Annotated in this window: 25 protein-coding genes; all 25 read left to right on the top strand. The window is 53.9% G+C overall.

The genetic code is table 11. From position 1 onward, the window contains the following. The first annotated feature begins 6 nt into the window (after positions 1–6). The 25 genes from ML541_RS14885 to ML541_RS14765 all read left to right on the top strand — a co-directional run bounded on the left by ML541_RS14885 (position 7) and on the right by ML541_RS14765 (position 24,934). A complete protein-coding gene (locus tag ML541_RS14885) occupies positions 7–531 on the top strand; it encodes an OmpH family outer membrane protein (RefSeq protein WP_243374034.1) in 525 nt (174 codons plus the stop codon). A gap of 60 nt (positions 532–591) precedes the next feature. Then, on the top strand, positions 592–1,635 hold the full coding sequence (lpxD, locus tag ML541_RS14880; protein WP_243374145.1) for a UDP-3-O-(3-hydroxymyristoyl)glucosamine N-acyltransferase: 1,044 nt from the start codon (positions 592–594) through the stop codon (positions 1,633–1,635). Between the two features lie 38 nt (positions 1,636–1,673). Further along, positions 1,674–2,114, top strand: a complete 441-nt coding sequence (gene fabZ, locus ML541_RS14875) for a 3-hydroxyacyl-ACP dehydratase FabZ (protein ID WP_012647184.1) — start codon at positions 1,674–1,676, stop codon at positions 2,112–2,114. A 15-nt stretch (positions 2,115–2,129) separates the two neighbouring features. Continuing rightward, positions 2,130–2,906, top strand: coding sequence for an acyl-ACP--UDP-N-acetylglucosamine O-acyltransferase (gene lpxA, locus ML541_RS14870; protein ID WP_243374032.1), 777 nt, complete (start codon positions 2,130–2,132; stop codon positions 2,904–2,906). Positions 2,907–3,001: 95 nt separating this feature from the next. Then, positions 3,002–4,162: a lipid-A-disaccharide synthase gene (lpxB, locus tag ML541_RS14865; protein WP_347710809.1), complete on the top strand. Its 1,161-nt coding sequence runs from the start codon at positions 3,002–3,004 to the stop codon at positions 4,160–4,162. Positions 4,163–4,164: 2 nt separating this feature from the next. Beyond that, a complete protein-coding gene (msbA, locus tag ML541_RS14860; RefSeq protein ID WP_243374031.1) occupies positions 4,165–5,895 on the top strand; it encodes a lipid A export permease/ATP-binding protein MsbA in 1,731 nt (576 codons plus the stop codon). After that, complete coding sequence (locus ML541_RS14855; protein ID WP_243374030.1) at positions 5,892–6,821, top strand: lysophospholipid acyltransferase family protein; 930 nt, start codon at positions 5,892–5,894, stop codon at positions 6,819–6,821. The genes msbA and ML541_RS14855 overlap by 4 nt, the downstream gene beginning before the upstream one ends. A 34-nt stretch (positions 6,822–6,855) precedes the next feature. Then, a complete protein-coding gene (locus ML541_RS14850; protein ID WP_243374029.1) occupies positions 6,856–8,148 on the top strand; it encodes a 3-deoxy-D-manno-octulosonic acid transferase in 1,293 nt (430 codons plus the stop codon). 80 nt (positions 8,149–8,228) lie between these two features. Beyond that, complete coding sequence (gene lpxK / locus ML541_RS14845) at positions 8,229–9,311, top strand: tetraacyldisaccharide 4'-kinase (protein ID WP_243374028.1); 1,083 nt, start codon at positions 8,229–8,231, stop codon at positions 9,309–9,311. A gap of 5 nt (positions 9,312–9,316) precedes the next feature. Beyond that, positions 9,317–9,490: a Trm112 family protein gene (locus tag ML541_RS14840; protein WP_243374027.1), complete on the top strand. Its 174-nt coding sequence runs from the start codon at positions 9,317–9,319 to the stop codon at positions 9,488–9,490. 81 nt (positions 9,491–9,571) lie between these two features. Continuing rightward, positions 9,572–10,657 (top strand): lipopolysaccharide heptosyltransferase II, encoded by a 1,086-nt coding sequence (gene waaF / locus ML541_RS14835; RefSeq protein ID WP_243374026.1) that lies wholly within the window; start codon positions 9,572–9,574, stop codon positions 10,655–10,657. Beyond that, on the top strand, positions 10,654–11,451 hold the full coding sequence (locus tag ML541_RS14830; RefSeq protein WP_243374025.1) for a glycosyltransferase family 2 protein: 798 nt from the start codon (positions 10,654–10,656) through the stop codon (positions 11,449–11,451). Before waaF ends, ML541_RS14830 begins: the two co-directional genes overlap by 4 nt. Before the next feature lie 99 nt (positions 11,452–11,550). Then, complete coding sequence (locus ML541_RS14825) at positions 11,551–12,534, top strand: glycosyltransferase family 2 protein (RefSeq protein WP_243374024.1); 984 nt, start codon at positions 11,551–11,553, stop codon at positions 12,532–12,534. After that, a complete protein-coding gene (locus ML541_RS14820) occupies positions 12,531–13,490 on the top strand; it encodes a glycosyltransferase (RefSeq protein ID WP_243374021.1) in 960 nt (319 codons plus the stop codon). The genes ML541_RS14825 and ML541_RS14820 overlap by 4 nt, the downstream gene beginning before the upstream one ends. Beyond that, positions 13,439–14,149, top strand: coding sequence for an acetyltransferase (locus ML541_RS14815; RefSeq protein WP_243374019.1), 711 nt, complete (start codon positions 13,439–13,441; stop codon positions 14,147–14,149). Before ML541_RS14820 ends, ML541_RS14815 begins: the two co-directional genes overlap by 52 nt. 4 nt (positions 14,150–14,153) lie before the next feature. Beyond that, positions 14,154–15,362 carry an aminotransferase class I/II-fold pyridoxal phosphate-dependent enzyme gene (locus ML541_RS14810; RefSeq protein WP_243374017.1) on the top strand — a complete coding sequence of 403 codons (1,209 nt, stop codon included), beginning with the start codon at positions 14,154–14,156 and terminating at the stop codon, positions 15,360–15,362. Positions 15,363–15,365: 3 nt separating this feature from the next. Then, positions 15,366–16,286: a glycosyltransferase gene (locus tag ML541_RS14805; RefSeq protein ID WP_243374015.1), complete on the top strand. Its 921-nt coding sequence runs from the start codon at positions 15,366–15,368 to the stop codon at positions 16,284–16,286. Positions 16,287–16,472: 186 nt separating this feature from the next. Then, entirely contained in the window at positions 16,473–17,393 is a 921-nt protein-coding gene (locus ML541_RS14800; RefSeq protein WP_243374014.1) for a glycosyltransferase family 9 protein, read from the top strand. A gap of 2 nt (positions 17,394–17,395) precedes the next feature. After that, positions 17,396–18,436 carry a lipopolysaccharide heptosyltransferase I gene (waaC, locus tag ML541_RS14795; protein WP_243374013.1) on the top strand — a complete coding sequence of 347 codons (1,041 nt, stop codon included), beginning with the start codon at positions 17,396–17,398 and terminating at the stop codon, positions 18,434–18,436. A 50-nt stretch (positions 18,437–18,486) separates the two neighbouring features. Next, complete coding sequence (gene wecB, locus ML541_RS14790; RefSeq protein ID WP_243374012.1) at positions 18,487–19,638, top strand: UDP-N-acetylglucosamine 2-epimerase (non-hydrolyzing); 1,152 nt, start codon at positions 18,487–18,489, stop codon at positions 19,636–19,638. 138 nt (positions 19,639–19,776) lie between these two features. Further along, positions 19,777–20,733, top strand: coding sequence for a hypothetical protein (locus ML541_RS14785; RefSeq protein WP_243374011.1), 957 nt, complete (start codon positions 19,777–19,779; stop codon positions 20,731–20,733). A gap of 33 nt (positions 20,734–20,766) precedes the next feature. Next, positions 20,767–21,132, top strand: coding sequence for a four helix bundle protein (locus ML541_RS14780; protein ID WP_243374010.1), 366 nt, complete (start codon positions 20,767–20,769; stop codon positions 21,130–21,132). Between the two features lie 98 nt (positions 21,133–21,230). Continuing rightward, entirely contained in the window at positions 21,231–22,694 is a 1,464-nt protein-coding gene (gene rfaE1, locus ML541_RS14775) for a D-glycero-beta-D-manno-heptose-7-phosphate kinase (protein ID WP_243374009.1), read from the top strand. 101 nt (positions 22,695–22,795) lie between these two features. Continuing rightward, positions 22,796–23,914 (top strand): GDP-mannose 4,6-dehydratase, encoded by a 1,119-nt coding sequence (gmd, locus tag ML541_RS14770; protein WP_243374008.1) that lies wholly within the window; start codon positions 22,796–22,798, stop codon positions 23,912–23,914. A gap of 54 nt (positions 23,915–23,968) precedes the next feature. Beyond that, positions 23,969–24,934 carry a GDP-L-fucose synthase gene (locus ML541_RS14765; protein ID WP_243374007.1) on the top strand — a complete coding sequence of 322 codons (966 nt, stop codon included), beginning with the start codon at positions 23,969–23,971 and terminating at the stop codon, positions 24,932–24,934. Positions 24,935–25,340: the final 406 nt, after the last annotated feature.

Here is a 25,340-nt window from a genome sequence, read left to right as displayed (position 1 = left end):
AAACAGATGAAAAAAGCCATTATTCTTGCAACAGTCTTTCTCTTCTCCCTTGGCATGGCTTCGGTCGTTTTTGCTGCCGACAGTGCTAAAATCGGATCGGTGGATGTGCAGAAGGTGCTCCTCCTCTCCAACTCGGGTAAGGATGCAAAGGAGCTGCTCGCCCAGAAGGCCAACAAGTATGAGGCGGAGAAGAACGCCAAGGACGAGGAACTGAAAAAACTGAAGGCCGACCTGGAAAAGCAGAGCGTCCTTCTTTCGGAGTCTGCCCGCAGCAGCAAGGAGCGTGACTACCAGCAGCGCCTCAAGGAGTACCAACGCTTCCTCAAGGATGCCCAGGACGACCTGCAGTCCAAAAACGACGAACTGACCAACCGTATCGTTGACGAGATCGTCAAGGTGACCCAGGACTTCGCCCGCAGGAACGGCTATACCGTCATTTTCGTCAGGAACGAGACCATGATTTACCTTGAAGATAAGGCTGATCTGACCGACCAGATTCTGAAACTCTTCAACGAAAGCAAGAAAAAATAAGGTCGTGAGGAGTAACGGGTGAGGACCTCACTCCTCGCTCCTCACCATGAAGGTGACGACGTGGGCAAGACACTGAAGGAAGTGGCCGAATACCTAGGCGGACGGGTAATCGGCGACGAGCAGGCCGTTGTTTCCGGCCTCGGCACCCTGGATGATGCCGGGGAAGGGCAGATCACCTTTCTGGCTAATCCCAAATATGCGCAGAAGGTGGCAACGACGAAGGCTACGGCGGTCATCCTGCCCCCGGGGGCACCCGGACATGGCAGGAATGTGGTTGAAGTCGCCAATCCGTATCTGGCCTTTGCCAAACTGCTTACCCTGTTTTATGTAACCCCTCCGAAACCGCTCGGTGTCATGGATGGGGCCATCATCGGCAAGGGGGTCGTCATGGGTGAGAATATCTCCATCCATTCCGGTGCCCATGTTGCCGATGGGGTAAAGATGGGTAACCGCGTGACCCTCCATCCCGGCGTTGTGCTTTATCCGGGGGTCGAGCTGGGCGACGACGTGACGCTCCATGCCAACGTAGTCATTCGTGAACGGTGCCGGATCGGCAGTCGGGTCACGGTCCACAGCGGTACGGTAATCGGTACTGACGGCTTCGGCTATGCACCCGACGGCAAGGAGTGGTATAAAATTCCCCAGATCGGCATCGTTATTCTGGAGGACGATGTGGAAATCGGCTCCAACACGGTCATTGACCGGGCCGCGCTGGAAGCGACCATTGTCAAGCGGGGCACGAAGATCGACAACCTGGTGCAGATCGCCCACAACTGCGTCATCGGCGAAAACTGCATGATCGTCTCCCAGGTGGGCATTTCCGGCAGCACCAAGGTGGGCAATCATGTGACCATGGGGGGACAGGTGGGTGTTGCAGGCCATATCCAGATCGGCGACAACGTTATGGTCGGCGCCAAATCCGGGGTGCCGGGCAATATTCCCGCCAATCAGATCGTCAGCGGCATACCGGCCTTTGCCCACCGGGACTGGCTGAAGGCATCGGGGGTTTTTCCCAAACTGCCCGAATACCGGAGAACACTGGCCTCGTTGGAAAAAAGGGTCATGGAGCTGGAAGAAAAGCTGAAGGCGGCTGAAGGCAAATAGCCATATCAACCTGTTAATTGTATTGTAAGGAGCCTGTTATGATGGATATCAATGAAATCATGAAGATATTGCCCCATCGCTACCCCTTTCTCCTCGTGGACAGGATTGTGGAGATGGAACCGGCCAAGCGCATAGTCGGGCTGAAGAACGTGACGATCAACGAACCCTTTTTCCAGGGGCATTTCCCGGGCCATCCGGTCATGCCGGGCGTGCTCATTGTGGAAGCCATGGCACAGGTAGCCGGGATCATGGCCTATCTTGCCTCAGACGAGGAGACCAGGAAGAAGGTCAGCTATTTCATGTCCATCGACAGCGCCAAGTTCAGAAAACCGGTATTTCCAGGAGACCAGCTGCGGATCGAGATTGAAACCATCTTCCATCGCCGCGGTATCTGGAGTGTTGCCGGAAAGGCCTTTGTCGGCGATGTGCTGGCCACTGAAGCTGAACTGAAAGCCACCTTTGCCGAAAAATCAAACTAACCGCCGGAGATCAGTATGATACATTCGACTGCAGTAATACATCCGGGGGCAGAGCTTGCCGCCGACGTGGAGGTCGGTCCCTATGCCATCATCGGCGAGCATGTGAAGATCGGCCGCGGGACCAAGATCGGCGCCCATGCCGTTATCGACGGCTGGACCACCATCGGTGAATATAACCAGATTTTCCATCTGGCTTCCGTCGGTGCCGTACCCCAGGATCTCAAATACAAGGGAGAAGAAACCTATCTGAAGATCGGCGACCGCAACATCATCCGCGAATTTGCCACCCTGCACCTGGGGACGGTAACCGGTGACGGCGAGACGACGGTGGGCAGCGGCAACCTCTTTATGGCCTATTCCCATGTGGCCCATGATTGCCATGTACAGAACGGGGTGGTAATGGCCAATGCGGCTACCCTGGCTGGCCACGTCACCGTGGAGGATTATGCCATCCTCGGGGGATTGACCGCCATTCACCAGTTTACCCGGATCGGCGCCCATGCCATGATCGGCGGCGGCACCCTGGTCGGCACGGACATTCCACCTTATACCATTGCCACCGGTGACCGTCGGGACGCCAGACTTCGCGGCCTTAACCTGGTGGGGCTGAAGCGCCACAACGTCAGCGAAGAGGTCGTCTCTGCCCTGAAAAAGGCTTACAAGATACTGGCCCTCTCCGATCTGAAGCTGAAGGACGCCATCGACAAGATCAAAGCGGAAGTCTCTCCATCCCCTGAAATCGATCATTTCATCCAATTCATCGAATCGGCCCAGCGGGGTATCTGCCGCTGATCCTGTGATATTTCCCGGCTCATGTCTTTCTGAAGGTGACGGTTGTTATCGTCGCCTTCACCAGTTTTAACGGCAGTTTTCAAAATGGTGAATCAGTGCCCGAAAACCCCATAAAAATCATGATCTCTGCAGGCGAGGCTTCCGGCGACATGTACGGTGCCATGGTGGCCCGGGAGATCCAGGCCCTTAACCCCCAGGCGCGCTTTATCGGCATGGGTGGGCCGGGCATGCGCGCTGCCGGCGTGGAGACCGTTGTCGATGCAAACGACATGGCGGTCGTCGGCTTGGTGGAGGTGGTCGCCCATTTCCCGGTCATTGCCAGGGCCTTCACCACCCTGAAAAACATCCTGCGCCACGATCCGCCGCAGCTCCTCATTCTTATCGATTACCCGGACTTCAACCTGCGCCTGGCCAAAGTCGCTAAAAAGGCTGGGGTAAGGGTGCTGTATTTCATCAGTCCCCAGGTCTGGGCGTGGCGAGCAGGGCGGGTCAAGAAGATCGGCCGGGTCGTGGATCACATGGCGGTATTGTTCCCATTCGAAGTGCCCTACTACGAACGGGAGCGGGTACCGGTCACCTTTGTCGGCCATCCGCTGCTGGACATGGTCCGGCCCAAAATGACCAGGGCCGAGGCCATGGCCCGTTTCGGCCTGGCGGAAGACCGGAGGGTCATCGGTCTATTTCCGGGCAGCCGCCGCAGTGAAATAAAGAATCTTTTTCCGGTGGTTCTCGATGCTGCCAAACTCCTCAAGGATCGTTTCCCCGACGCGCAATTCGCCCTTCCCCTTGCTTCTAGCTTGAAGAGGGAGGAGATCCAGCCTGCCATTGATGCTTCCGGTCTGGACATCGCCGTCGCGACCAATGCCACCCACGACGTGATCCAGGTCTGTGATGCCATCATTACCGTTTCGGGGACGGTGACCATGGAAATTGCCATCCTCGGGATACCCATGGCAATCATCTACAAGGTATCCCCCTTCACCTATGCGGTGGGTAAGCGTCTGATCAAGGTTGACCATATAGGAATCTGCAACATCGTCGCCGGCGAGCGGGTGGTGAAGGAACTGATCCAGCACGACGCCGAGCCGGAGACGGTTGCGGCGGAGATTGCCGCCATAATGGAAGACCATGAATATGCCGCCCGGATCCGCCAAGGTCTTGCAGCCATTCCGGCAAAGCTCGGCAACGGCGGGGCTTTGCAGCGGGTGGCTCAACTGGCACTGGACCTGATTAAACAAGAAACGGAAGAATCATAGCAATGTTCACGCGCATCATCGCTTACAGCCGCCCTTACTGGTGGCGGATATTTCTCGCCGCTGCGGCCTCGATCGGGGTCGGATCCATGGACGGCGCCTTCGCCTACCTGGTGGAACCTATCCTGAAGAAGATTTTCGCCGGGAAGGACATGTTCATTTTCACCCTGCTCCCTTTCGGCATCATCTTCCTGTTCCTCCTGCGGGGTGTCTGCCGCTATACGAACGATTACTTCATGCGCACGGCAGGGCAACTGGCGGTGCAGGACGTGCGCAACGAGATCTACAAACGCAACATGGGGCTCAGCCTGGGGTTTTTCAACCGGAACCCTGCGGGTGCTTTGATGTCGCGGGTGCTCAACGACGTCAGCATGATGCAGGAAGCGGTGGGCAATATCATCACCGGTCTGTTCCGTGACGGCTTCTCTGCAGTTTCCCTGTTGGCGGTCATTTTTTACCGCAACTGGAAACTGGCCCTCATCACCTTCGTCGTTATCCCCCTGACTGTCTACCCGGCCCAGAAGATCGGCCGGCGCATCAAGCGGCTGGCCAAGCACGGCCAGGAGAAAATGGGGGAGATCGCAAGTATTCTCCAGGAGACCTTTTCCGGCATCAAGGTGGTCAAAGCCTTCGGCCTGGAAGAACGGGAAATCGCCAAATTTTTCGATAGAAATCGTGATTTTTATTTTTTCACCCGCAAGAATATCAAGTATGAAGCCCTGTCCGCCCCGATCATGGAGATCATTACCTCTTTCGGTGTTGCTGCAGTGATCTGGATCGGCGGCAATGACGTCATGCACGGAAGAATGAGCGCCTCCGAGTTCTTCTCCTTCGTCACGGGCATGGTGCTGGTCTACACGCCGATCAAACGGCTCATCAATTCCTACAACGCCATGCAGCGCTCCATGGGAGCCGCAGAGCGTGTTTTCGAGATCATCGATGAAAAGCCGGAGATTGTGGATCGCCCCGATGCGGCGGAACTGGAGCGAGTTGGCGGCAACGTGACGCTGCAGGATGTTTCTTTCCGCTACAACGACGAATATGTGCTGCGCAATGTGAATCTGGAGGCGCGGCGGGGCGAGGTGGTCGCCCTGGTCGGCCCGTCCGGCGGGGGAAAGACGACCCTCGTTTCCCTTATCTCTCGCTTTTACGAACCCAATGAAGGGGCTGTCCTCATGGATGGCAAGGACATCCGTCAATTCAAGTTAAAGAGCGTCCTCAAACAGATCGCCCTGGTGGACCAGGAGACGATCCTCTTCAACGACACCCTGGCCAACAACATCCGTTACGGGATGCCTGAGGCCACAGACGCGCAGGTGGAGGCCGCAGCCAGGGCTGCCTTTGCCCATGATTTCATCATGACCATGCCCATGGGCTACGAGACCGGCATCGGCGATCGTGGGGTCAGGCTGTCCGGGGGGCAAAGGCAGCGGATCTGTATTGCCCGCGCTATCCTCAAGGACGCCCCCATCCTCATCCTCGACGAGGCCACCAGCGCCCTGGATACGGAGAGCGAGCAGATGGTGCAGAAGGCCCTCAACAACCTCATGGCCAACCGTACCACCTTTGTCATCGCCCACCGTCTTTCCACCATTCTCCATGCGGACAAGATTGCTGTGCTGGAAAAAGGGGAGATCGTGGAAACCGGCAACCACGAGACGCTGCTGGCCCATGGGGGGATTTACGCACGACTGCATGACATGCAGTTCCAGGACTCACAAAAGGGTGATGAGTGAAGGGTAAGCCAGGTGTAGTCAAAAAATTACGGTGGCGGTTGGAGACGGCGGCTTTCCTGGTTTTTTCCTTTGCCGTGTCGCTGATTCCTTACCGGGTCGGTCTTTGGTTGGGGGGCATGACCGGACGCCTGTTCTTTCTTCTGCTCAAACGCCGCAGGAAGATTGCCATCGACAACATCCGCGCTTCTTTGCCCTTTCTCCAAGGACAGCCGGGATGGGATCCTGTGCACGGCACGCCTGAGACTATCGCCAGGCGGGTTTTCGAGAATCTGGGCAGATGCCTGGTGGAGGACTGCAGGATCTACCACGGCCGTGGCGGCAGAATGATCGACACAGTGCGGTTCGAAGGGCTTGAACACTACGAGATGGCTTTGGCCAAGGGGAAAGGAGTGGCCTTTATCACCGCCCATTGCGGCAACTGGGATCTGATGGCCTTATCCTTCGGTGCCCGCCATCGGGAAATATCCGTTGTTGCCCGGCGCCAGGACAATGCCTACCTGAACAGGGTCCTGGAAAAGATCCGCAGCGGCTACGGGAACCGGGTCATCTATAAGCAGGGTGCTCTGAGAGCAATGATCGGCGAGTTCCGGAAAAACAACATCGTCGGTGTCCTCGTCGATCAGGCGGTCATTCCCGAAGACGGCATTCTGGTCGAGTTCCTGGGACGCAATTGCTGGGCAACAAGACTGCCGGTGGTACTTGCCCGGAAGACTGGCGTGCCTTTGATCCCTGTTTTTGGCCATCGGGAGGGTGAAACCCACGTGGTACAGTTCTTTCCAGAGGTGCAGCTTGGCCTGGAGGAACGGCAGGACACGGACAGTGTCGACATGGCGCGTGTTTTTGCTCCCTTGGAGGATTACATCGTCAGGTATCCCGACCAGTGGTACTGGATCCACAATCGCTGGAAGAGGGCGCCCCAGAGTTGACGGGAGGCGCGTACCCCCTCTGCCCGAGGCATTCATGATACATCTGCTGTACAACCTAATTGCCGTCATTTCCATCCCCTTTGTCGTCTCCTACCATCTTTACCGGTCCCTTTCCCGTGGCAGGAGAACCGCCTTTGCCGAACGTTTCGGCTTTATCTCCGCCACTGAACTGGAGACGCTTCGGGGGAGCGATGTGATCTGGCTCCACGCTGTTTCCGTAGGGGAAACCATCGCTGCCGTGCCGCTGGTAAAGGCACTCCGCCGTCACTACCCTGAAAAGAAGATCGTTATCTCGAACGTTACGGAGACCGGGCGCGAGGTGGCGCGAAAGATGGCAGGCGTCGATCTCTGCATCTATTTTCCCTTCGATTACCCATTTGCCGTGGCGCGGGCACTGGAGGCGGTCAACCCCACCCTGGTGCTTATCATGGAGACGGAAATCTGGCCCAATTTCATCCGCAAAGCGCGGGCCCTCGGCATCCCGGTGGTGCTGGTCAACGGGCGCATTTCCGACCGCTCCTTCCGCCGCTATCTCAAACTTTCCTGGTTCTTCGGCCCTGTCTTGCGGCAGCTGAGCGCGATCTGCGTGCAAAGCGGCGAGGACGCCCGCCGCATCGAAGCCATCGGCGCCCGGCCCGACCAGGTGCAGGTGACCCGCAACCTGAAGTACGATATTGCCGTGCCGATTCGTTCTTTGGCGGAGTGCGAGGAGCTGAAGAGTCGCTACGGCCTGCCCGGCAACTGCCTTATCTTTACCGCCGGCAGTACCCATGAAGGGGAGGAGCAGCTGGTAATTTCGGCTTATCAGGCTGCCCTCAAAGCGGGAATCGTCGTAGTGATGGTGCTGGTGCCCCGCCATCCGGAACGTGCCAGACAGGTGGCAGAACTTTTGGCTGCTGCTGGAATTTCCTATCGCCTTCGCTCCACTTTGGCAGAGGTGCCGGGAAAACTTGCCGTCGGCGAAACACTGCTAGTGGACACGGTCGGCGAACTGCTCAATCTCTATGCCGTATCGGATGTGGTTTTAGTGGGTGGGAGCCTGGTGCCGACGGGGGGGCACAACCTTCTCGAGCCTGCCGCCCTCAGCGTGCCGGCCATCTTCGGCCCCCACATGGACAACTTCAGGGAAATATCCTCGCTGGTATTGGCCGGTGGTGCGGGCATCCAGGTGGCGGACGGTGGCGAACTGGCCGTGCAGCTGCAGGACCTATTGAAGGATAGTGAGCGGCGGCGGCAGGTGGGAATGTATGGAGCCAGGCTTATAGCGGAAAACAGCGGGTCTGCGGAACTGCATTGTGCGGTCATTGAAGAGATCTGTGATTGGTGAGGAGTGAGGAGTGAGGAGTGAGGTTAAAACCTCGAACATCGAACCCAGAATATAGAACATAGAACATAGAACAAATTTTTATGGCTGATATGGAACGTTATTACAAGGAGCTAGTGGAGGGTAAGAGAAAAGGCACTGCGGATCGATGCCTGCTTGTGCTTCTCATCGGCTGCTCGTATATTTATGCCCTGGTTATGCGCCTGCGAGCTTTTGCCTACTCTTTAGGGCTGTTGCCGGTGCGACGACTGGACAAGCCGGTCATAGCCGTCGGCAATCTCGTTGCCGGAGGCACCGGCAAGACGCCGACCGTTGCGTGGCTGGCACGGCGGTTCATGGCGCAGGGGAAGCTGGTCGCGGTCCTTTCCCGCGGATACGGCGGCAACCTTGCCGGTGCCATTCATATGGTTTCCGATGGGCAGAATATCCACGCAACACCTGAGGAGGCTGGCGACGAACCTCTGCTCCTGGCCCGCTCTATTCCCGGACTGATCGTCATCGTTGGTGCGGACCGGCACCGGGCTGGGCTCCTGGCCCAGGAGCGCTGCAATCCCGACGTCTTCATTCTCGACGATGGTTTTCAGCACATGGCCCTGCATCGGGACCTGAACATCCTGCTGATGGATTGCGAGCGGCCGCTGGCCAATGGCAGGACCTTTCCTGCAGGGCTTATGCGGGAGCCACCATCTGCCATGGGGCGCGCCGACCTGATATTGCTTACCAGGTGCAAGGATAACCGCCAGGTGTCGCTCCCGTTCATGACGGACAAACCGGTCTGCCGCGCCAGCCATGAGCTTTCCGGCTATGTTCCATTGAGTGGCGGACCGGTGGTCCCGTCCAGTGACCTGAGCGGAAAACGGGGACTCGCTTTTGCCGGCATCGCCGACCCAGCTTCCTTTTTTGATTCCCTGGAAAAGTCTGGGGTCCATCCGGTGGCTACACTGGCCTTTCCCGATCACTCGGATTACGGGGAGGATGAAATTGCCGCCCTTTGCCGGCTCATGACCGCATCCCGCTCCGAATATCTTATCACCACCGAGAAGGATGCCGTTAAACTTCACCCCCATGCTTCCCGGCTGGGCACAGTTCATGTGGCCCCGTTGGAGCTGCGCTTTTCCGATCCCGGTATGATCGATGCCCGGCTGGACGCACTTTTCAGGAGGTAAAGCCGATGACCCTTTCCCAGGACCTGCTCGCTATTCTCGCTTGCCCAGCCTGCAAGGGGGTGCTTGCTGTTACAGATGACGGCTCCGGCCTGGTCTGCGAAGCCTGCCGCCTCAGGTACCCCGTTCGTGACGGCATTCCGGTGATGCTGGTGGATGAAGCGGAAAAGCTGGATGGCTGAAACCATCCACCGAGCCTTGCAATTCCCCGCAAGATGTGGAAAAATGCACCTTTTCGTCGTCAGTTGGCGGCGGTGGTGGAGATGACAATAACCAGCAAACAGCGAAAAAATATACTGGTGATGCGCTACCGCTTCATCGGTGACACCATTCTTACGGTCCCCTTTCTGCGCAACCTGCGCCGTGCCGAGCCCGAAGCTTATATTGCCTGGATGGTGGCGCCCGGCTCATCGGAAGTGGTGAAAGGCATACCCTATGTGGATGAACTGATTTATTGGGACCCGGTGACGATCCATGCTGACAGCAGCGGGACTCACCGCAGTCTGGCGGCCAAATGGCGATTTATGCGGGACCTGCGGGCAAAGCGCTTCGACAAGGTTTATGTGTTGAAGCGATCCTTCACCAGTGCCGTCATGGCGCTTCTGAGCGGCGCCAGGGAACGGATCGGTTTCAGCACTGAAGGCCGAAGCTTTTTGCTCACGAAACCGGTACCGTACCGGCATGACCGCCACGAGGTGCAGAACTTCCTTGATGTATTGCGGGCTGATGGGGTGAAGGTCAGCGACGATCATCTGGAGGCGTGGATTTCGCCAGAGGAGCAGGATTTCGCCGACCGCTACTTGGCAGAGCATGGCATTGGTGCCGGAGACTTGCTTATTGCGATCCATCCCTTTGCCGCCAACCCGGTCCGGGGGTGGCATCAGGATAACTTCATCGAGACGGCCAACCGGCTGCAGCAGTTATCCCATGCACGAATCGTCCTCTTCGGCGGCGGCCGGGATGTGGAGCAGGCACAAGTCCTCAAGGAAAGCATCTCTCCCGAGCCTGTGATGGTGGTCGGCAGCACTACCCTCCGCCAGACCATGGCGATCCTTGTCCGGTGCTGCCTTCTGGTCTGCAACGACAGTGGCATCATGCACCTGGGGGCGGCCCTTGGGGTCCCTCTGGTGGCTGTTTTCGGCCCGCAATCGCCGGTTAAATTCGGTCCATGTGGACAAGACTGTCGGATTCTGCACCATCGGTTGCCCTGCAGCCCCTGCAAACAAAAATTTTTCACCGAGTGTAGCCCATCTGTGCATGGGAAGCCTGTTTGCATCGAGGCTATCACGGTGGACGAAGTCGAATCGACCTGCCAGCAGATTCTAGTAGAAAAAGGTGGTCGCCAGTGAATGCTCCTGTTCAGAAATTGCCCATTTCGGCATTTGTTATCACCAAAAACGAACGCCACTCCATTGACGACTGTATTGCTTCGCTCAGTTTTGTAGATGAAGTTGTGGTGGTAGATGATTTCAGTGACGACGGTACTCCAGAACGATGCGCCGACTTGGGGTGCCGGGTGATCAGTAATTCATTTGCCAGCTTCAGTGCCCAAAAGCGGTTTGCCATGGAGGCGACCCGCAACGAGTGGGTGCTGGAACTTGATGCCGATGAGCGTATTTCGCCGGCATTGCAGCAGGCTATCCTTGCGTTAAATTCTAAAGACTTTACCTGCTACGACGCCTTTGCGTTCCGACGGCTTACCCGCTTTTGGGGAAAATGGATCCGTCATTCGTCATTATATCCCGATTACAAGGTGCGTCTCTACCATAAGGGGCGAGGTTCGTGGACCACATCCAGAGTTCACGAACATTTCCAGCCCCGCGGAGCGGTGCGCCGCATCTCCCAGGACATCCTGCATTGCCAGGATTTAGATTTGAAGACATATGCCCAGCGTACTATGCGTTATGCAGAACTTTCGGCTGTAGATATGCATGATCGCGGTCGCCGCCCCCTCTGGTTTGATTTTTTGCGCCCTATCCATATGCTATTTTTGCGCTATGTCATCCGTCTCGGGTTCTTGGATGGGGTCCATGGCGCAGCTATTGCCGCCATGGGGGGATTCGGCACATTTTACAAATATTTTCGGCTGTACGAGCTTGAAAACGGACAACGTTGCCTTGTCCCAGAAAATCATGACCGGTGAATTCGCTCTGACGGTTTTGCCCTTTGAAGTCGCTCCTTGGGCAACTTCAGCCCCAAGAGGAAGGGATTATGAAGCAACAATGTACAACTGGAGCTAAGAATGGCGTATGACCAAAATCTTGCTGGTGAAGAAGAGTTATCAGGTTTAAGCGTGGGGTTAAGTGTCGTAATTCCCACATACAACGGTGAGGACTTGTTGCGCCAGAACCTGCCATCCATTGTCGAGGCATTGGGACTTTGGGGGGGGGACTCCGAGATTATCGTTGTTGATGATTGCAGTTCGGATAAAAGCGTTCAATTTTTGAATAAGAATTATCCTCAGATCAGACTTATCATCAATGCCCAAAATATGGGTTTCGCTGGTACCTGCAATGCTGGCATGGCTGCAGCAAAGTATTCACTTGCGTTGTGTCTGAATAATGATGTCAAGGTTGAGGCTGGTTTGATTGAACCCCTTTTCTGTCATTTTGAAGACCCTGACACATTTGCGGTCACACCGAATATTTTAGCAGAACGTGAGGGGAGGAACCAGGGCATAGTTTTCGGCATGTATGGCAAAGGTTTCCTGAAGGGGGGATTTGCCAATATAAAAGAAAATTCAGGGGCAAGGGAGAACCTTTACGCCGTTGGCGCATGCGTCGTCTATGATCTTGCAAAATTCAGCGCTTTAGGCGGATTCTCGCATATATTTACACCCTACCTGTTCGAAGATGTGGACATCTCCTATCGTGCATGGAAGCGGGGCTGGAAAAGCATATATGAACCGAAAACTACGGCTTATCATTACTCAAGCGCCACTATTGGCAAAGTAAAGAAAAGGCTTAAACGCACTATCTACTTCCGCAACCGCTTTCTGTTTCACTGGATCAATTTGACAGACCCACGTTTTATAGCCCAGAATGCAATGCACACTTTATTGCGCTTGGCGATAAGTTTCCTCTGGTTTGACATTCCTTACTATGCGGCTTTCTTTGGGGCTTTACGCCAGATAAAGCTGGCCAAGTCATATCGCAAAAGCGTGATCGATAACCTGAGTATGAGTGATGGGGAAATACTGCATCGGACTGAAAGGCATCCTTCATGACCAGCCCGCGGGTCACCGTCTGCATGCCGGTATATCAAAATGCTAAATTTTTACCGGAAGCTATTGAATCTATTTTGCAGCAAACCTTTACAGACTTCGAGTTGCTGATAGATGATGACTGCTCAACCGACGCAAGCCAAGAAGTCATAAGTCATTATGCAAGCCTTGATGACAGGATTGTCGCTTGTTTTAACAATACTAACAAGGGAATGGTTACCAACTGGAATGCTTGTCTGGAAAAAGCGAGAGGAGAATACGTCAAGTTCCTGTTCGGTGACGATATTCTGGCTTCCAAAGAAGCATTGAGCCGAATGGTGGCAATTTTGGATTCGGAGAGATCAGCCTCTCTTGTGGCATGTGCAAGGAACATTATTGATGTTGATTCCAATATCATCAAGGTAGCTTCTTCATTCCCGGACGGCGTGATTAAAAAAGGTACCGAAATAATCTACAACTGTCTCCTTACTCAGAAAAACCTGATTGGCGAACCTTCAGTCGTAATGTTCAGAAAGAAGGATGCCTTTAGATTTTTTGACGCCAGGTATAGTCAACTTGTTGATCTGGAGATGTGGTTTCATCTGCTTGAGCAGGGTGAATTTTCATTTATCGGGGACCCTCTCGCCTCATTCAGGGTCCACGCGGACCAGCAGACAAAGGAAAATGTGCGGAATCTGGTCCATGTTGATGAAATGCTTGATCTGTTGGATGAATACGGGGCCAAGCCATATGTGACGCTGGGGCGTATGCCGAGGAAATTTCTACTCTACAATCAGCAATACAGGATATGGAAAGCTTACAAAAACAAAATGATAAGCAGGGGGACGGCGCTGGCGAAAATTTCGCATCACTGCCCTCCCTGGAAATTTCTGGCGTTGGTACCAGTGTACAAAATACTAAGTCCGATTTGGAAGATTTTAAAAACGGTGTGTTTGAAAAAATTGCACCTAAAACTCTAACAACAAGGGGAGCTGGTATGAAGCCAAAACTGATTGTTTGGGGGGCTTCCGGCCATGCGATGGTGGTTGCTGATATCATTAAACAGAGTGGCGATTACGAATTAATCGGTTTTCTTGATGATATCAATCCCAACCCGATTAATAATCGTATGAGCGGTCTTCCTGTCTTTGAGGGACGAAATTGTCTGGAAGACCTTAGGCGCAGAGGCATCGATCATATCATTTTGGGATTTGGCAATTGCGAAGCCCGGCTCAAGCTAGCAAAGTGGTCTCTCGAGCAGGGATTCTCCCTCGCTACTGCAATCCATCCAAGAGCTACAGTGGCTGAAGGCGTTACAGTCGGACCGGGGACTGTAATTGCCGCCGGTGCGGTAGTGAACCCAAGGGCAGTGATTGGAGATAATGTAATTGTTAACACGTGTGCCAGTGTGGACCACGAATGTATCATTGGAGAGGGAGTTCACATTTGTCCAGGTGTTCACCTGGCTGGTAGGGTCTCTGTCGGGAAGGCGACTTGGGTTGGCATAGGGGCTACCGTAGTTGATGGGGTTCGGATCGGAGCGGGTGTTATGATTGGTGCCGGGGCGGTCGTTGTGACTGATATTCCCGATGGTATGCTTGCTTATGGCGTGCCCGCAAAAGTGATTAAGAGGTTATGAACAAATGGATAACAAAAACTGTATCAGCGACTTGGCGATTTTCACAGGCAATCCCCTTTTCGACGAGAAACTCTTTGTTGGCCGCCCGAACATAGGAAACCGTGCCAGCTTCATGGAGCGGATGAACGACATATTTGACCGGCGCTGGTTTACCAATAACGGTCAATATGTGCAGGAGTTCGAGCGCAAGCTTGCAGATTTTATCGGTGTAAAGCACTGCATAGCCATGTGCAATGCCACCGTAGCTCTGGAAATAGTCATCCGGGGACTCGGGTTGACAGGGGAGGTTATCGTGCCTTCGTTTACCTTTGTCGCCACACCCCATTCGCTCCAGTGGCAGCAGATAACACCGGTTTTCTGCGATATTGACCCGGAAACTCATAACCTCGACCCTCGACGGGTCGAAGAGCTTATCACTCCCCGCACCACTGGCATCATCGGGGTACACGTCTGGGGAAGGCCCTGCTCCATTGAAGCCCTAGCGGAGATTGCAAAGCGGAGGCGGCTGAAGCTCCTGTTCGATGCGGCCCACGCTTTCTCCTGCTCGCACCAAGGACGGATGATTGGCAGTTTCGGGGATGCCGAGGTTTTCAGCTTCCACGCAACGAAGTTCTTTAATACGTTTGAGGGTGGGGCTGTTACTACTGACAATGATGAATTGGCTGCAAAGATTCGGTTGATGAAGAACTTCGGGTTTGCCGGCTATGATAATGTTGATTACATAGGGACAAACGGCAAGATGACTGAGGTTTCTGCGGCAATGGGACTTTCTTCTTTAGAGGGGTTGGATGGCTTTATTGATGTAAATCGACGGAATTATCAGCATTATCGGCAGGAGTTGGCTGACATTCCAGGTATTAAACTAATGCACTATAGCGAAACAGAAAAATGCAACTATCAATACATTATTCTTGAGATTGATGAGACTGTCACCAAGATTAATCGTGACCAGCTAGTCAGCATTTTGCATGCGGAGAATGTCTTGGCCCGTCGTTATTTCTATCCCGGTTGTCACCAAATGGAACCATACCGTTCGCATTTTCCTCATGCCAGACTGTTGCTTGCCAATACTGAGCAATTAGCGAGTCGTGTCATGTCTTTACCAACAGGAACAGCCGTGAGTCTTAATGATGTCGGCAACATCTGCGGGATTATTCGGATTGCGGTCAACCATGGAGCAGGGATTAGAAACAAGCTGAATTTGCAGGGATAGGCGATGAAAGTAAGTGTTTTGATGATTACCTATAATCACGAGCAGTTCATCGCTCAGGCGTTGGATAGCGTCTTAATGCAGCAGGTGGATTTTGACTATGAAATTGTCATTGGTGAGGACTGCTCAACTGATGACACTCGAAAAATCCTCATTGAATACCAACAAAACTTTCCTGATAAAATTCGCCTACTGCTGCCGGAAAAAAACCATGGAATGATAAGGAATTTCGTCGGCACATATAGAGACTGCCGTGGTGAATACATTGCCATACTCGAAGGAGACGACCTTTGGACTTCGCCGTTAAAACTGCAAAAGCAGGTAGATTTCCTGGACGCTCATCCCGACTGTGCTGCTTCCTTCCATAATGTCACAGTCATTTATGAGCACGACAATAAACCAGCCCATCTGTTTCATAAGAAAAGATTGAGACCGTTTTTCACTCTGAGAGATATAGTTTCCGATTTCTTCATTCCAACCTGCTCTACGTTGTGCCGAAACGGTCTGATCGAGCAATTTCCGGAATGGTATTTCGATATGGCAATGGGAGACTGGCCGTTGCATGTCCTGAATGCGGAGCACGGACATTTTGCTTACATTGATGAATCACTTGCATCCTATCGAGTTCACAGCGGCGGTATCTGGTCCCAGAGCAAAAAACGCGATACTTTACAAAAAAGTATATTTGCAGCAGAAACCATAAACCGGCATCTTGGATATAGATTTGACAAAATAATAAGAAAAAAAATAACAATGCTGGAATATGAAACGGCAGTGGTCTTCGTTGATGGAGGGGATGTAAAAAGTGCGTTCTCACATGCCTGGAAGGCTTTGCTTGCTTCTCCACTTTATCTGAAAGTGTATCAACGAATTATATTCAAGGTTTTTGTAAAAGGACTGCATGTCAAATTTAAAAACTGTCGATAATCTCAGGGGGCGCTTCTCTGCATTGTGCCTGCTAACTAACCTGCTATAAAATTTAAATTCGCTTTGCCAATTATATTTTAGAACAACAGCCAATTCCTTATGCATAAGCCAATCAATATCCTCATTATAAAACCAGGCGCAATGGGTGATCTTTTGCAGATGACCCCTGTTTTCAGGGCGTTAAAAATGAATTTTCCTGAAGCGTTAATTTCTGTGCTTGTCGGTAACAGGGCTTCCACAGAACTGTTCCGACATAATCCACTGATTCATGAGACCATCGTCTTTGACAGAAGGGGAGAACACCGTTCCCTGTCTGCTCTGTTCAGGTTGTGGCAACGTCTACGAAGCAGCCATTACGATATGGTCCTCAATTACCAGCGGAGCAACCTGAAGGCATGGTTTCTTGCCTCGGCGACTTTCCCCTGCCAGGTGTTGGTCTATAACAAGGCTAGGGGCAGAATAGTGCATGCGGTCACGAACCATCTAGAACCCCTGGTACCGTTGGGTATCGATGCTGCTGGGGTGGAACAACGGCTGGAGCTTTTCCTCGGGGACGAGAGCGAGAAATATGCACAAGAGCCGTTTAGCTTAAGTGGTTTTACCGGCAAGACAGTCATTGCCCTCAACCCCGGGGCCAGCCACCCGGTGAACCGCTGGGGAGTAGAAAAATTTGCTCTGCTTGCCGACAGGCTTGCGGAGCAACTATCTGCTAAAGTAGTTATTGTCGGTGGCAAAGAGGACAGGCCGCTTGCGGATGAGATTGCCGGAATGTGCCGGAGCAAACCGCTCGTTTTGACTGGGCAGACGGATCTGTTGCAACTTGGGGCAGTTTTAAGGAAATGTGCCATTCTCGTCAGCGGCGATACGGGTCCCATGCATATGGCTACCGCTGTGGGAACGAGGGTCGTTGCCCTGTTCGGTGCAGCCGATCCAGCCAGGACCGGGCCGATTGGCCCTGGTCACCGTGTTGTTCAAGCCGGCGGTGTCGATTGCGTTCCCTGTCGAAGCAGGCGTTGCACCAACAAAGATTTTTTACGATGCATGGAGAAGATTACGGTGGCTGAGGTCTTTGACGCGGTTGCCGCCATGCTGGCGGAAGGTAACTGACCGTGCGGGTCCTGATCGTCAAGATGAGCGCCATGGGAGACATCATCCATGCCCTGCCGGTATTGGATTACCTGCACCAGGTCTGTCCGGGCATCGAGATCGACTGGCTGGTGGAGGAGCCCTTTCTTGATGTGGTGGCGGGAAACCCGCTGATCGCAAAGGTCCAGGTAGCCCGCAGCAAGGCTTGGCGGAAAAGTCCTTTTTCCTCCGCCACCCTGGCCGAGGCCGGTGCCCTGAAGCGCGCCCTGCAGGAGCGGGACTACCAGATCGTTTTTGACATCCAGGGGAACATCAAGAGCGGCGTCTATGGCTGGCTGACCGGCGTGGAAAGCCGTATCGGCTTCGATGCTGAAGCTCTCCAGGAGCGGCTGAACATGGTCTTTACCACCCGCCGCATCCCGCTGCGTTCGTACGATTCCCATATTACCGATCAATATCTGCGCTTGGTGAGCGTTCCGTTCGGTCGCGACTATCGGGAGATGAAGCTCGTCTCCGATATTTACACCGCACCCGAAGATGATGCCGCTGCCGAGGCGCTGCTTTCCACCTTGGGGGACGGGCTGGTTTTTCTTTTCCACTACGGCACCACCTGGCAAACTAAGTTCTGGAGCGAGGAAAGCTGGATCGACCTGGGCAGGGAGCTCATTGCCCGCTTTCCCGACTCGTCAGTGCTCCTCTCATGGGGTAGCGACAAGGAACACCAGGTGGTGATGGAAATTGCCGCGGCCATCGGCACCGGCGCGCGGGTGACGGACCGCTACAGCCTGAAGGGATTGACGGCCCTGTTGAAGAAGGTGGATCTGGTGGTCGGCGGGGATACGGGACCGGTGCACCTGGCAGCGGCGGTGGGGACGGCGACGGTTTCCTTCTACCGCGCCTCCGACGGCAAACGGAGCGGCCCGAGGGGTGACAATCACGTGATTATCCAGTCGCCCATGCAATGTTCCCGGTGTTTCCGCACCAAATGCGATCGGGACCGGGAATGCCGGCAGAGCATCACGATGGAGGCGGTGGTCCAGGGGGTAGAGAAGATCCTGAAGTGAGCTAATAGCAGCATCCTTGTTCAGCCATTACGACGAAATGCGAGGTGACCATGTTGAAGGTCATGACTGTATTCGGTACCCGCCCCGAGGCCATTAAGATGGCCCCGGTGGTCAAGGAACTGGAGAAACACCCAGAATCCTTCAAAAGCGTTGTCTGTGTGACGGCCCAGCACCGGCAGATGCTGGATCAGGTGCTGGAGCTCTTTGCCATCCGCCCGGACCATGACCTGAACATCATGAAACCGGGGCAGGACCTCTTCGACATTACCTGCAATGTCATGCAGGGGCTGAAGCCGGTGCTGGAGCAGGAACGCCCGGACGTTGTGCTCGTCCATGGGGACACGACGACGACCATGGCAGCATCGATTGCCTCCTTCTATTGCCGGACCAAGGTGGGGCATGTGGAGGCGGGGCTGAGAACCCACAACAAATTCGCCCCCTTCCCAGAAGAGATCAACCGCCGCGTCGCCGGTGCCGTTGCCGATCTGCACTTTGCCCCGACCGGGGCGTCCCGGCAGAACCTGCTCAACGAAGGGGTTGCCGACCGGGATATTCATGTCACCGGCAATACGGTGGTCGATGCCCTGCTTGCCGTATCGAGACGTATTGAGAGCGATCCGGCACTGACGGAACGGTTCAGGGGGGAATTTTCCTTCCTCGATCCCGGCAAGCGCCTCATTCTCGTCACCGGGCACCGGCGGGAAAACTTCGGCGAGGGCTTCGAGCACATATGCGAGGCTCTGGCGGAAATCGCCCGGACTAACCCTGATGTGGAGATCCTCTATCCCGTTCACCTGAATCCCAATGTCCAGGAGCCGGTCAAACGCATCCTGGGCAACAGCAGCCTCACCAATATCCACCTTATCCAACCGGTGGATTACCTTCCTTTCGTCTATCTCATGAATCGTTCCCATCTCATAATCACCGATTCGGGCGGGGTGCAGGAGGAGGCACCATCCCTGGGTAAGCCGGTTTTGGTCATGCGGGACACCACTGAGCGTCCCGAGGCAGTCACTGCCGGGACGGTGAAACTGGTGGGTACCGACAAGGGAAAGATCATCGCTGAGACGCAATTGCTGCTCGATGATGCCACTGCCTACCGCACCATGAGCATGGCCCACAACCCCTATGGCGACGGACTGGCAGCAGAGCGAATTATAGAAGTGCTGAAAGCTTTAAAGGCTTTGTTTAACCACGAATAGCACGAATGTCACGAATAAAGACAAAGGGCCTGAATCTTAGGTTTAAAACAAAAAACGTTAGATTTTAAAGTTCTCCATTCGTGTTGATTCGTGTCATTCGTGGTAAAGGCCTTACGGCTTTTAAAGAAAGGTTACCCCATGAAATACAACCCCATGGATCTTTCCGGCGTCAAGACCTATCCCATTGCTGAACGGCAGAACAAAGTCAGCATCGGGCACGACTTTGCCTCCCCCATCACTGCCGGCATGTCGGTTGCCGACCTATTGGCGGCGTTGCCGCCACAGCTGGGCTCCCAGGCACTTATGGGGGTGATAGATGCCGTTGTCGCCGCGCGGGCCAAGGGAAAACCTGTGGTCATGGCCATGGGCGCCCATGTGATAAAATGCGGCCTGCAGCCGGTATTGAAGAGCCTGGTTGAAGCCGATGTCGTTACCGCGTTTGCCCTGAACGGCGCCGGGTCCATCCATGACTATGAAATTTCCCTCATCGGCGAGACCAGCGAGGACGTGGGGGCGGTACTCCACTGCGGCACCTTTGGCATGGCCGAAGAGACCGGCCGGGACATCAACTGGGCACTGAAGGAAGGAGTGGCCAAAGGTTTGGGCTATGGGGAGGCGGTCGGCCGCTTCATCATCGGCAATAACAATCCCTACCGAGAACATAGCCTGCTTGCGGTTTGCGCCGAGCGTGATGTTCCGGTAACTGTCCACGTTGCCCTGGGGACGGACATCATCCACCAGCATCCCACCGCCGATGGCGCGATTATCGGCCAGGCCTCTTACACCGATTTCAGGATATTCACTTCCGTGGTTTCGGAGCTGGGTGATGGTGGGGTCTACCTCAACGTGGGAAGCGCCGTCCTGCTTCCCGAGGTCTTTCTCAAGGCCCTTTCCATTGCCCAGAACCTGGGGCACCACGTTGATCACTTCACCACGGCCAATTTCGACATGCAGCAGCACTACCGCCCGCTGCAGAACGTGGTCAAACGCCCTACTTCGGGGAAAAGCCGAGGCTACACCATCACCGGCCATCACGAGATAATGATTCCGCTCCTGGCGGCGGGAATACTCGATAGAATCGGTTCTACGTTCTAGGTTCTATGTTCTAGGTTGTGAAGCGAGGGCTGGGTGAAAATTGAGCGATTTGAGGATATTGAGTCGTGGAAGGAAGCGCGAATCCTGGTGAGAGAGATATATAGTTGCCTCTCTGCTTGTAATGACTTTGGTTTTAAAGATCAGATGCAACGAGCAGCAATTTCGGTGATGTCGAATATCGCTGAGGGATTCGACAGGGCCAGCAACCGAGAGTTCATTCAATTTCTGGTTATTGCTCGGGGCTCGGCTTCCGAGGTGAAAAGCCAAGCCTACGCAGCTTTGGATATAGGCTATTTTGACGGGGATGCCTTCAAGGCAATAGTTTTTCGATGTACCACAATCACTAATTTGATCAATGGATTCATCCGTTTCCTGAAAACCTCCGACAGAAAAGGCTGAAGTATTACCTGGAACCCAGAACATAGAACATAGAATATAGAACATAGAATATAGAACATAGAATATAGAACATAGAACCTTTTCCCGGAGGGAAAAACATGGAAAGAAAAGACCTGGAATCACTCTTTACCCGCGCCAGGGAGGTCAACGCCCTGGTTATCGGCGATTTGATGCTGGACGAGTACCTGTGGGGGAAAGCGGAACGGATTTCGCCCGAGGCGCCGGTACAGGTGGTGGATGTGACGCGGGAAGACCTGCGTCTCGGTGGCGCCGGCAACGTGGTCAACAACCTGGTGGCGCTGGGCTGCCAGGTCGCGGTCTGCAGCGTCATCGGCGGTGACGAGAACGGCACCCATCTACGCCATGCGTTCACCGGCAAGGGAGTGGACATTTCCGGCGTCTTCGAGGACCCCCTGCGCAGGACCAGCAAAAAAACCAGGGTGATCGCCGCCAATCAGCAGATCGTCCGAATCGACCGGGAATCAAAAGATGCGATCTCGCCGGAGTTCGAGGAGAAGTTGCTGGCTTTCATTGCCTCCGAGGCTTCCCGCTTCCACGTCATCCTCGTCTCCGATTACCTCAAGGGGGTCCTGACCGGCAAGGTACTTGCGGCGATCACATCCGCCGGCAGGCGTCTCGGCATCCCGGTGGTGGTCGATCCGAAGGGAATCGACTATGCCAAGTACCGCGGCGCCACCATCCTCACCCCCAACCGCAAGGAGGCGGAAGCGGCTTCCCATATGGCTATCACCGATGAAGCGACACTGCTCAAGGCGGGGGACAAGCTCCTCTCCAGCCTTGACCTGGATGCTCTGCTCATCACCCGCAGTGAACAGGGCATGTCCCTCTTTCTGCAGAATGCGGCGCCTACCCACATCCCCACCGTGGCTCGCGAAGTTTTCGATGTGACCGGTGCTGGCGACACGGTGCTGTCGGTTCTGAGCCTGGGGCTTGCCTGCGGCCTTTCCATGGCCGAGGCGGCGGGGATCGCCAATGTGGCTGCCGGGATTGCCGTGGGCAAACTGGGCACCTCGACGGTTGCGCCGGCGGAGATCATTGCCGAGATCGGTCATGGTCATCCGGACAGTGATGCAAAGATCAAGAACCTGGATGTGCTGGCTACGATCATTGCCGAAGAGAAGGCAAAGGGCAAGCGGGTGGTTTTCACCAACGGCTGTTTCGACCTTCTCCATGTGGGGCATGTGAAATATCTGCAGAAGTCTCGGACTTTCGGCGATCTGCTCATCGTCGGCCTCAATAGCGATGCGTCCGTCCGTGGACTGAAGGGGGAGACCAGGCCGTTAATCGGTCAGGACGAGCGTGCCCATATCTTGGCAGCCCTGGATTGCGTCGATTACGTGGTGATCTTCGGTGAAGATACGCCCTTAAGGCTCATCGAGACCCTGCAACCCCTGGTGCTGGTCAAGGGTGGGGATTACACGCCGGAAAGGGTGGTAGGCAAGGAGGTGGTGGAATCCTATGGCGGCAGGGTCGAATTGGTGACCTTTGTCGATGGCAAATCCACAACCAACATTATCGAGAAGATTCGCAAATGCCATTAATTATTAACAATGAACCCAGTATTGAGTTGCCTTTGAGGTCGTAATATGGTAACAACACTAGCGTTTTAAGAAGATGCAAATTAATTGGAATGCGGGAAACTATGAAAAGAGCACTTATTACCGGCATCACCGGTCAAGACGGTTCCTATCTTGCAGAGTTTCTTCTTGAAAAAGGGTACGAAGTACATGGCATCAAGCGCCGGGCCTCGTTGTTCAATACCCAGCGCGTCGATCATATTTACCAGGACCCTCATATTCAGAATGCCCACTTCAGGCTTCACTACGGCGACCTGACCGATTCATGCAACCTTACCCGTATCCTGCAGGAAGTTCAGCCGGATGAGGTGTACAATCTGGGTGCTCAATCCCATGTTGCTGTCAGCTTCGAATCGCCTGAGTATACTGCTGATGTTGACGGGACAGGAACTCTTCGGCTTCTGGAGAGTATCCGACTGCTGGGCCTGGAGAAGAAGACCCGTTTTTATCAGGCATCCACGTCTGAGCTCTATGGCCTGGTACAGGAGATCCCGCAGAAAGAGACCACACCGTTCTACCCCAGGTCCCCTTATGCCGTAGCGAAACTGTATGCCTACTGGATCACGGTCAACTACCGCGAGGCATACGGTATGTATGCATGCAACGGTATTCTTTTCAATCACGAATCGCCACGTCGGGGTGAAACATTTGTTACCCGAAAGATCACCCGTGGACTTTCCAATATAGCCCAAGGACTTGATGAATGTCTGTATATGGGGAATATGGATTCGTTACGCGACTGGGGACATGCCAAAGACTATGTCAGAATGCAGTGGATGATGCTGCAGCAGGAAAAACCTGAAGATTTTGTTATTGCCACTGGCGTTCAGTACAGTGTCAGGCAATTTATTCACTGGGCTGCGGCAGAACTGGGTATTACCCTTCGCTTCGAAGGGGCAGGGGTTGATGAACATGGGATAGTGGAACGGGTTGAAGGAGACAAGGCTCCTGCACTTAAGCCCGGAGATATAATTGTTCGCGTTGATCCTCGCTATTTCAGACCAGCGGAGGTTGAGACACTTTTGGGCGATCCTACTAAGGCCAAGGAGAAGCTTGGATGGGTGCCGGAAATAGCTGTGCAGGAATTGTGCGCCGAGATGGTCGCTGAAGATCTCAAAATTGCGCAACGTCATGCACTGCTGAAAATGTATGGTTATGAACTGCCAGTTTCACTGGAAACCTAATTGCTGCAGTGTAGCTAAGAGCAAAAATATATAAACAATTGGAGTTTGTCTTTAATGGACAAGAATTCGAAAATATTCGTTGCCGGCTCAAACGGCTTGGTTGGTTCTGCTCTGGTCAGGCAGCTGCGCGCTGGTGGATATGCCAATTTGCTACTGCCCGAAATCAAGGAGCTTGATCTCACCAACCAACAGGCCGTGTCTGATTTTTTCCAGAAAGAGAAGCCAGATTACGTTTTCCTGGCTGCAGCCAAGGTGGGCGGCATACATGCCAACAACACCTACCCGGCCGAGTTCATCTATCTGAATCTGATGATCCAGAACAATGTGATTCACCAGTCATACCTGCATGGCGTCAAGCGCTTGCTCTTTCTCGGTTCATCCTGTATTTATCCCAAGCTTGCGCCACAACCCATGAAGGAAGAACACTTGCTAACCGGCCTGCTGGAGCCGACCAACGAGCCTTACGCACTGGCTAAGATCGCCGGCATCAAGATGTGTGAATCATACAACCGCCAATATGGTACAAAATTCATTGCCGTCATGCCGACCAACTTATATGGACCTGGCGATAATTTCCATCCTGAAAATAGCCACGTTCTGCCCGCTCTGATTCGTCGCTTTCATGAGGCCAAGGTGCAAAATGCTGCTGAAGTTGTGGTATGGGGCACCGGTACACCGCGCAGGGAACTGCTCTATGTGGATGATATGGCAGCGGGGTGTCTTTTTCTCATGGAGCAGCCTGACGACCTGATCAAACCAGAACTGTTAAGCTATCCGAAACCGTGCTTTGTGAATCTAGGTACGGGGCAGGATGTTACCATTCGGGAGCTTGCGGAAACCGTTGGTAATGTCGTGGGGTTTTCAGGTAACCTGCGTTTTGATCAGTCAAAGCCAGATGGCACGCCTCGGAAGCTTCAGGATGTGTCCCGGATGCACAGTCTTGGCTGGCGGCATAAGGTGAGTCTTGAAGACGGGCTGAAGAATACCTACCGCTGGTATCTTGAGAATATAGAGCGTTAGGCGTTAGCGATGAGGGGCTAGGTTTAAAGGCTTTTTGTTTAACGACGATGGGTGCGTATGTGCACTAATACAGGCAGCGGTCTGAATGTCGTCCATTAAATGTGTCCTGAATGCACTGGTTGGTTTCCGCAACACTGCGGTGTACGTTACCGGAAGCTCAATTCGAGATTTTGAGATAGATTGTCAAAGAGCATTTGGCGGAATATTCTGAAGGTGGAAGAGTAAAAACTTTTGAGTGCATGTGTCGGTGTTTCTCACTCCTTGCGAATTCATCCCCACTCACTGCTGTCCCATAGTTTCTAAAGCAACACCAGTTGCGGCGAAGCCTCTATTTTCGGGGGGTTGAATAGGCTTTCGAGGTCGCGTCGCTCGAACAAATTCAGCTGTAATAACCGTAAGATCTGCT

Origin of the sequence: Geotalea sp. SG265 (assembly GCF_022808985.1) — a bacterium.
In the GTDB taxonomy this organism is placed as follows: Bacteria; Desulfobacterota; Desulfuromonadia; order Geobacterales; family Geobacteraceae; genus Geotalea.
Note: the sequence above shows the minus strand (reverse complement) of the source record. Positions and strands in the feature narration are given on the sequence as shown.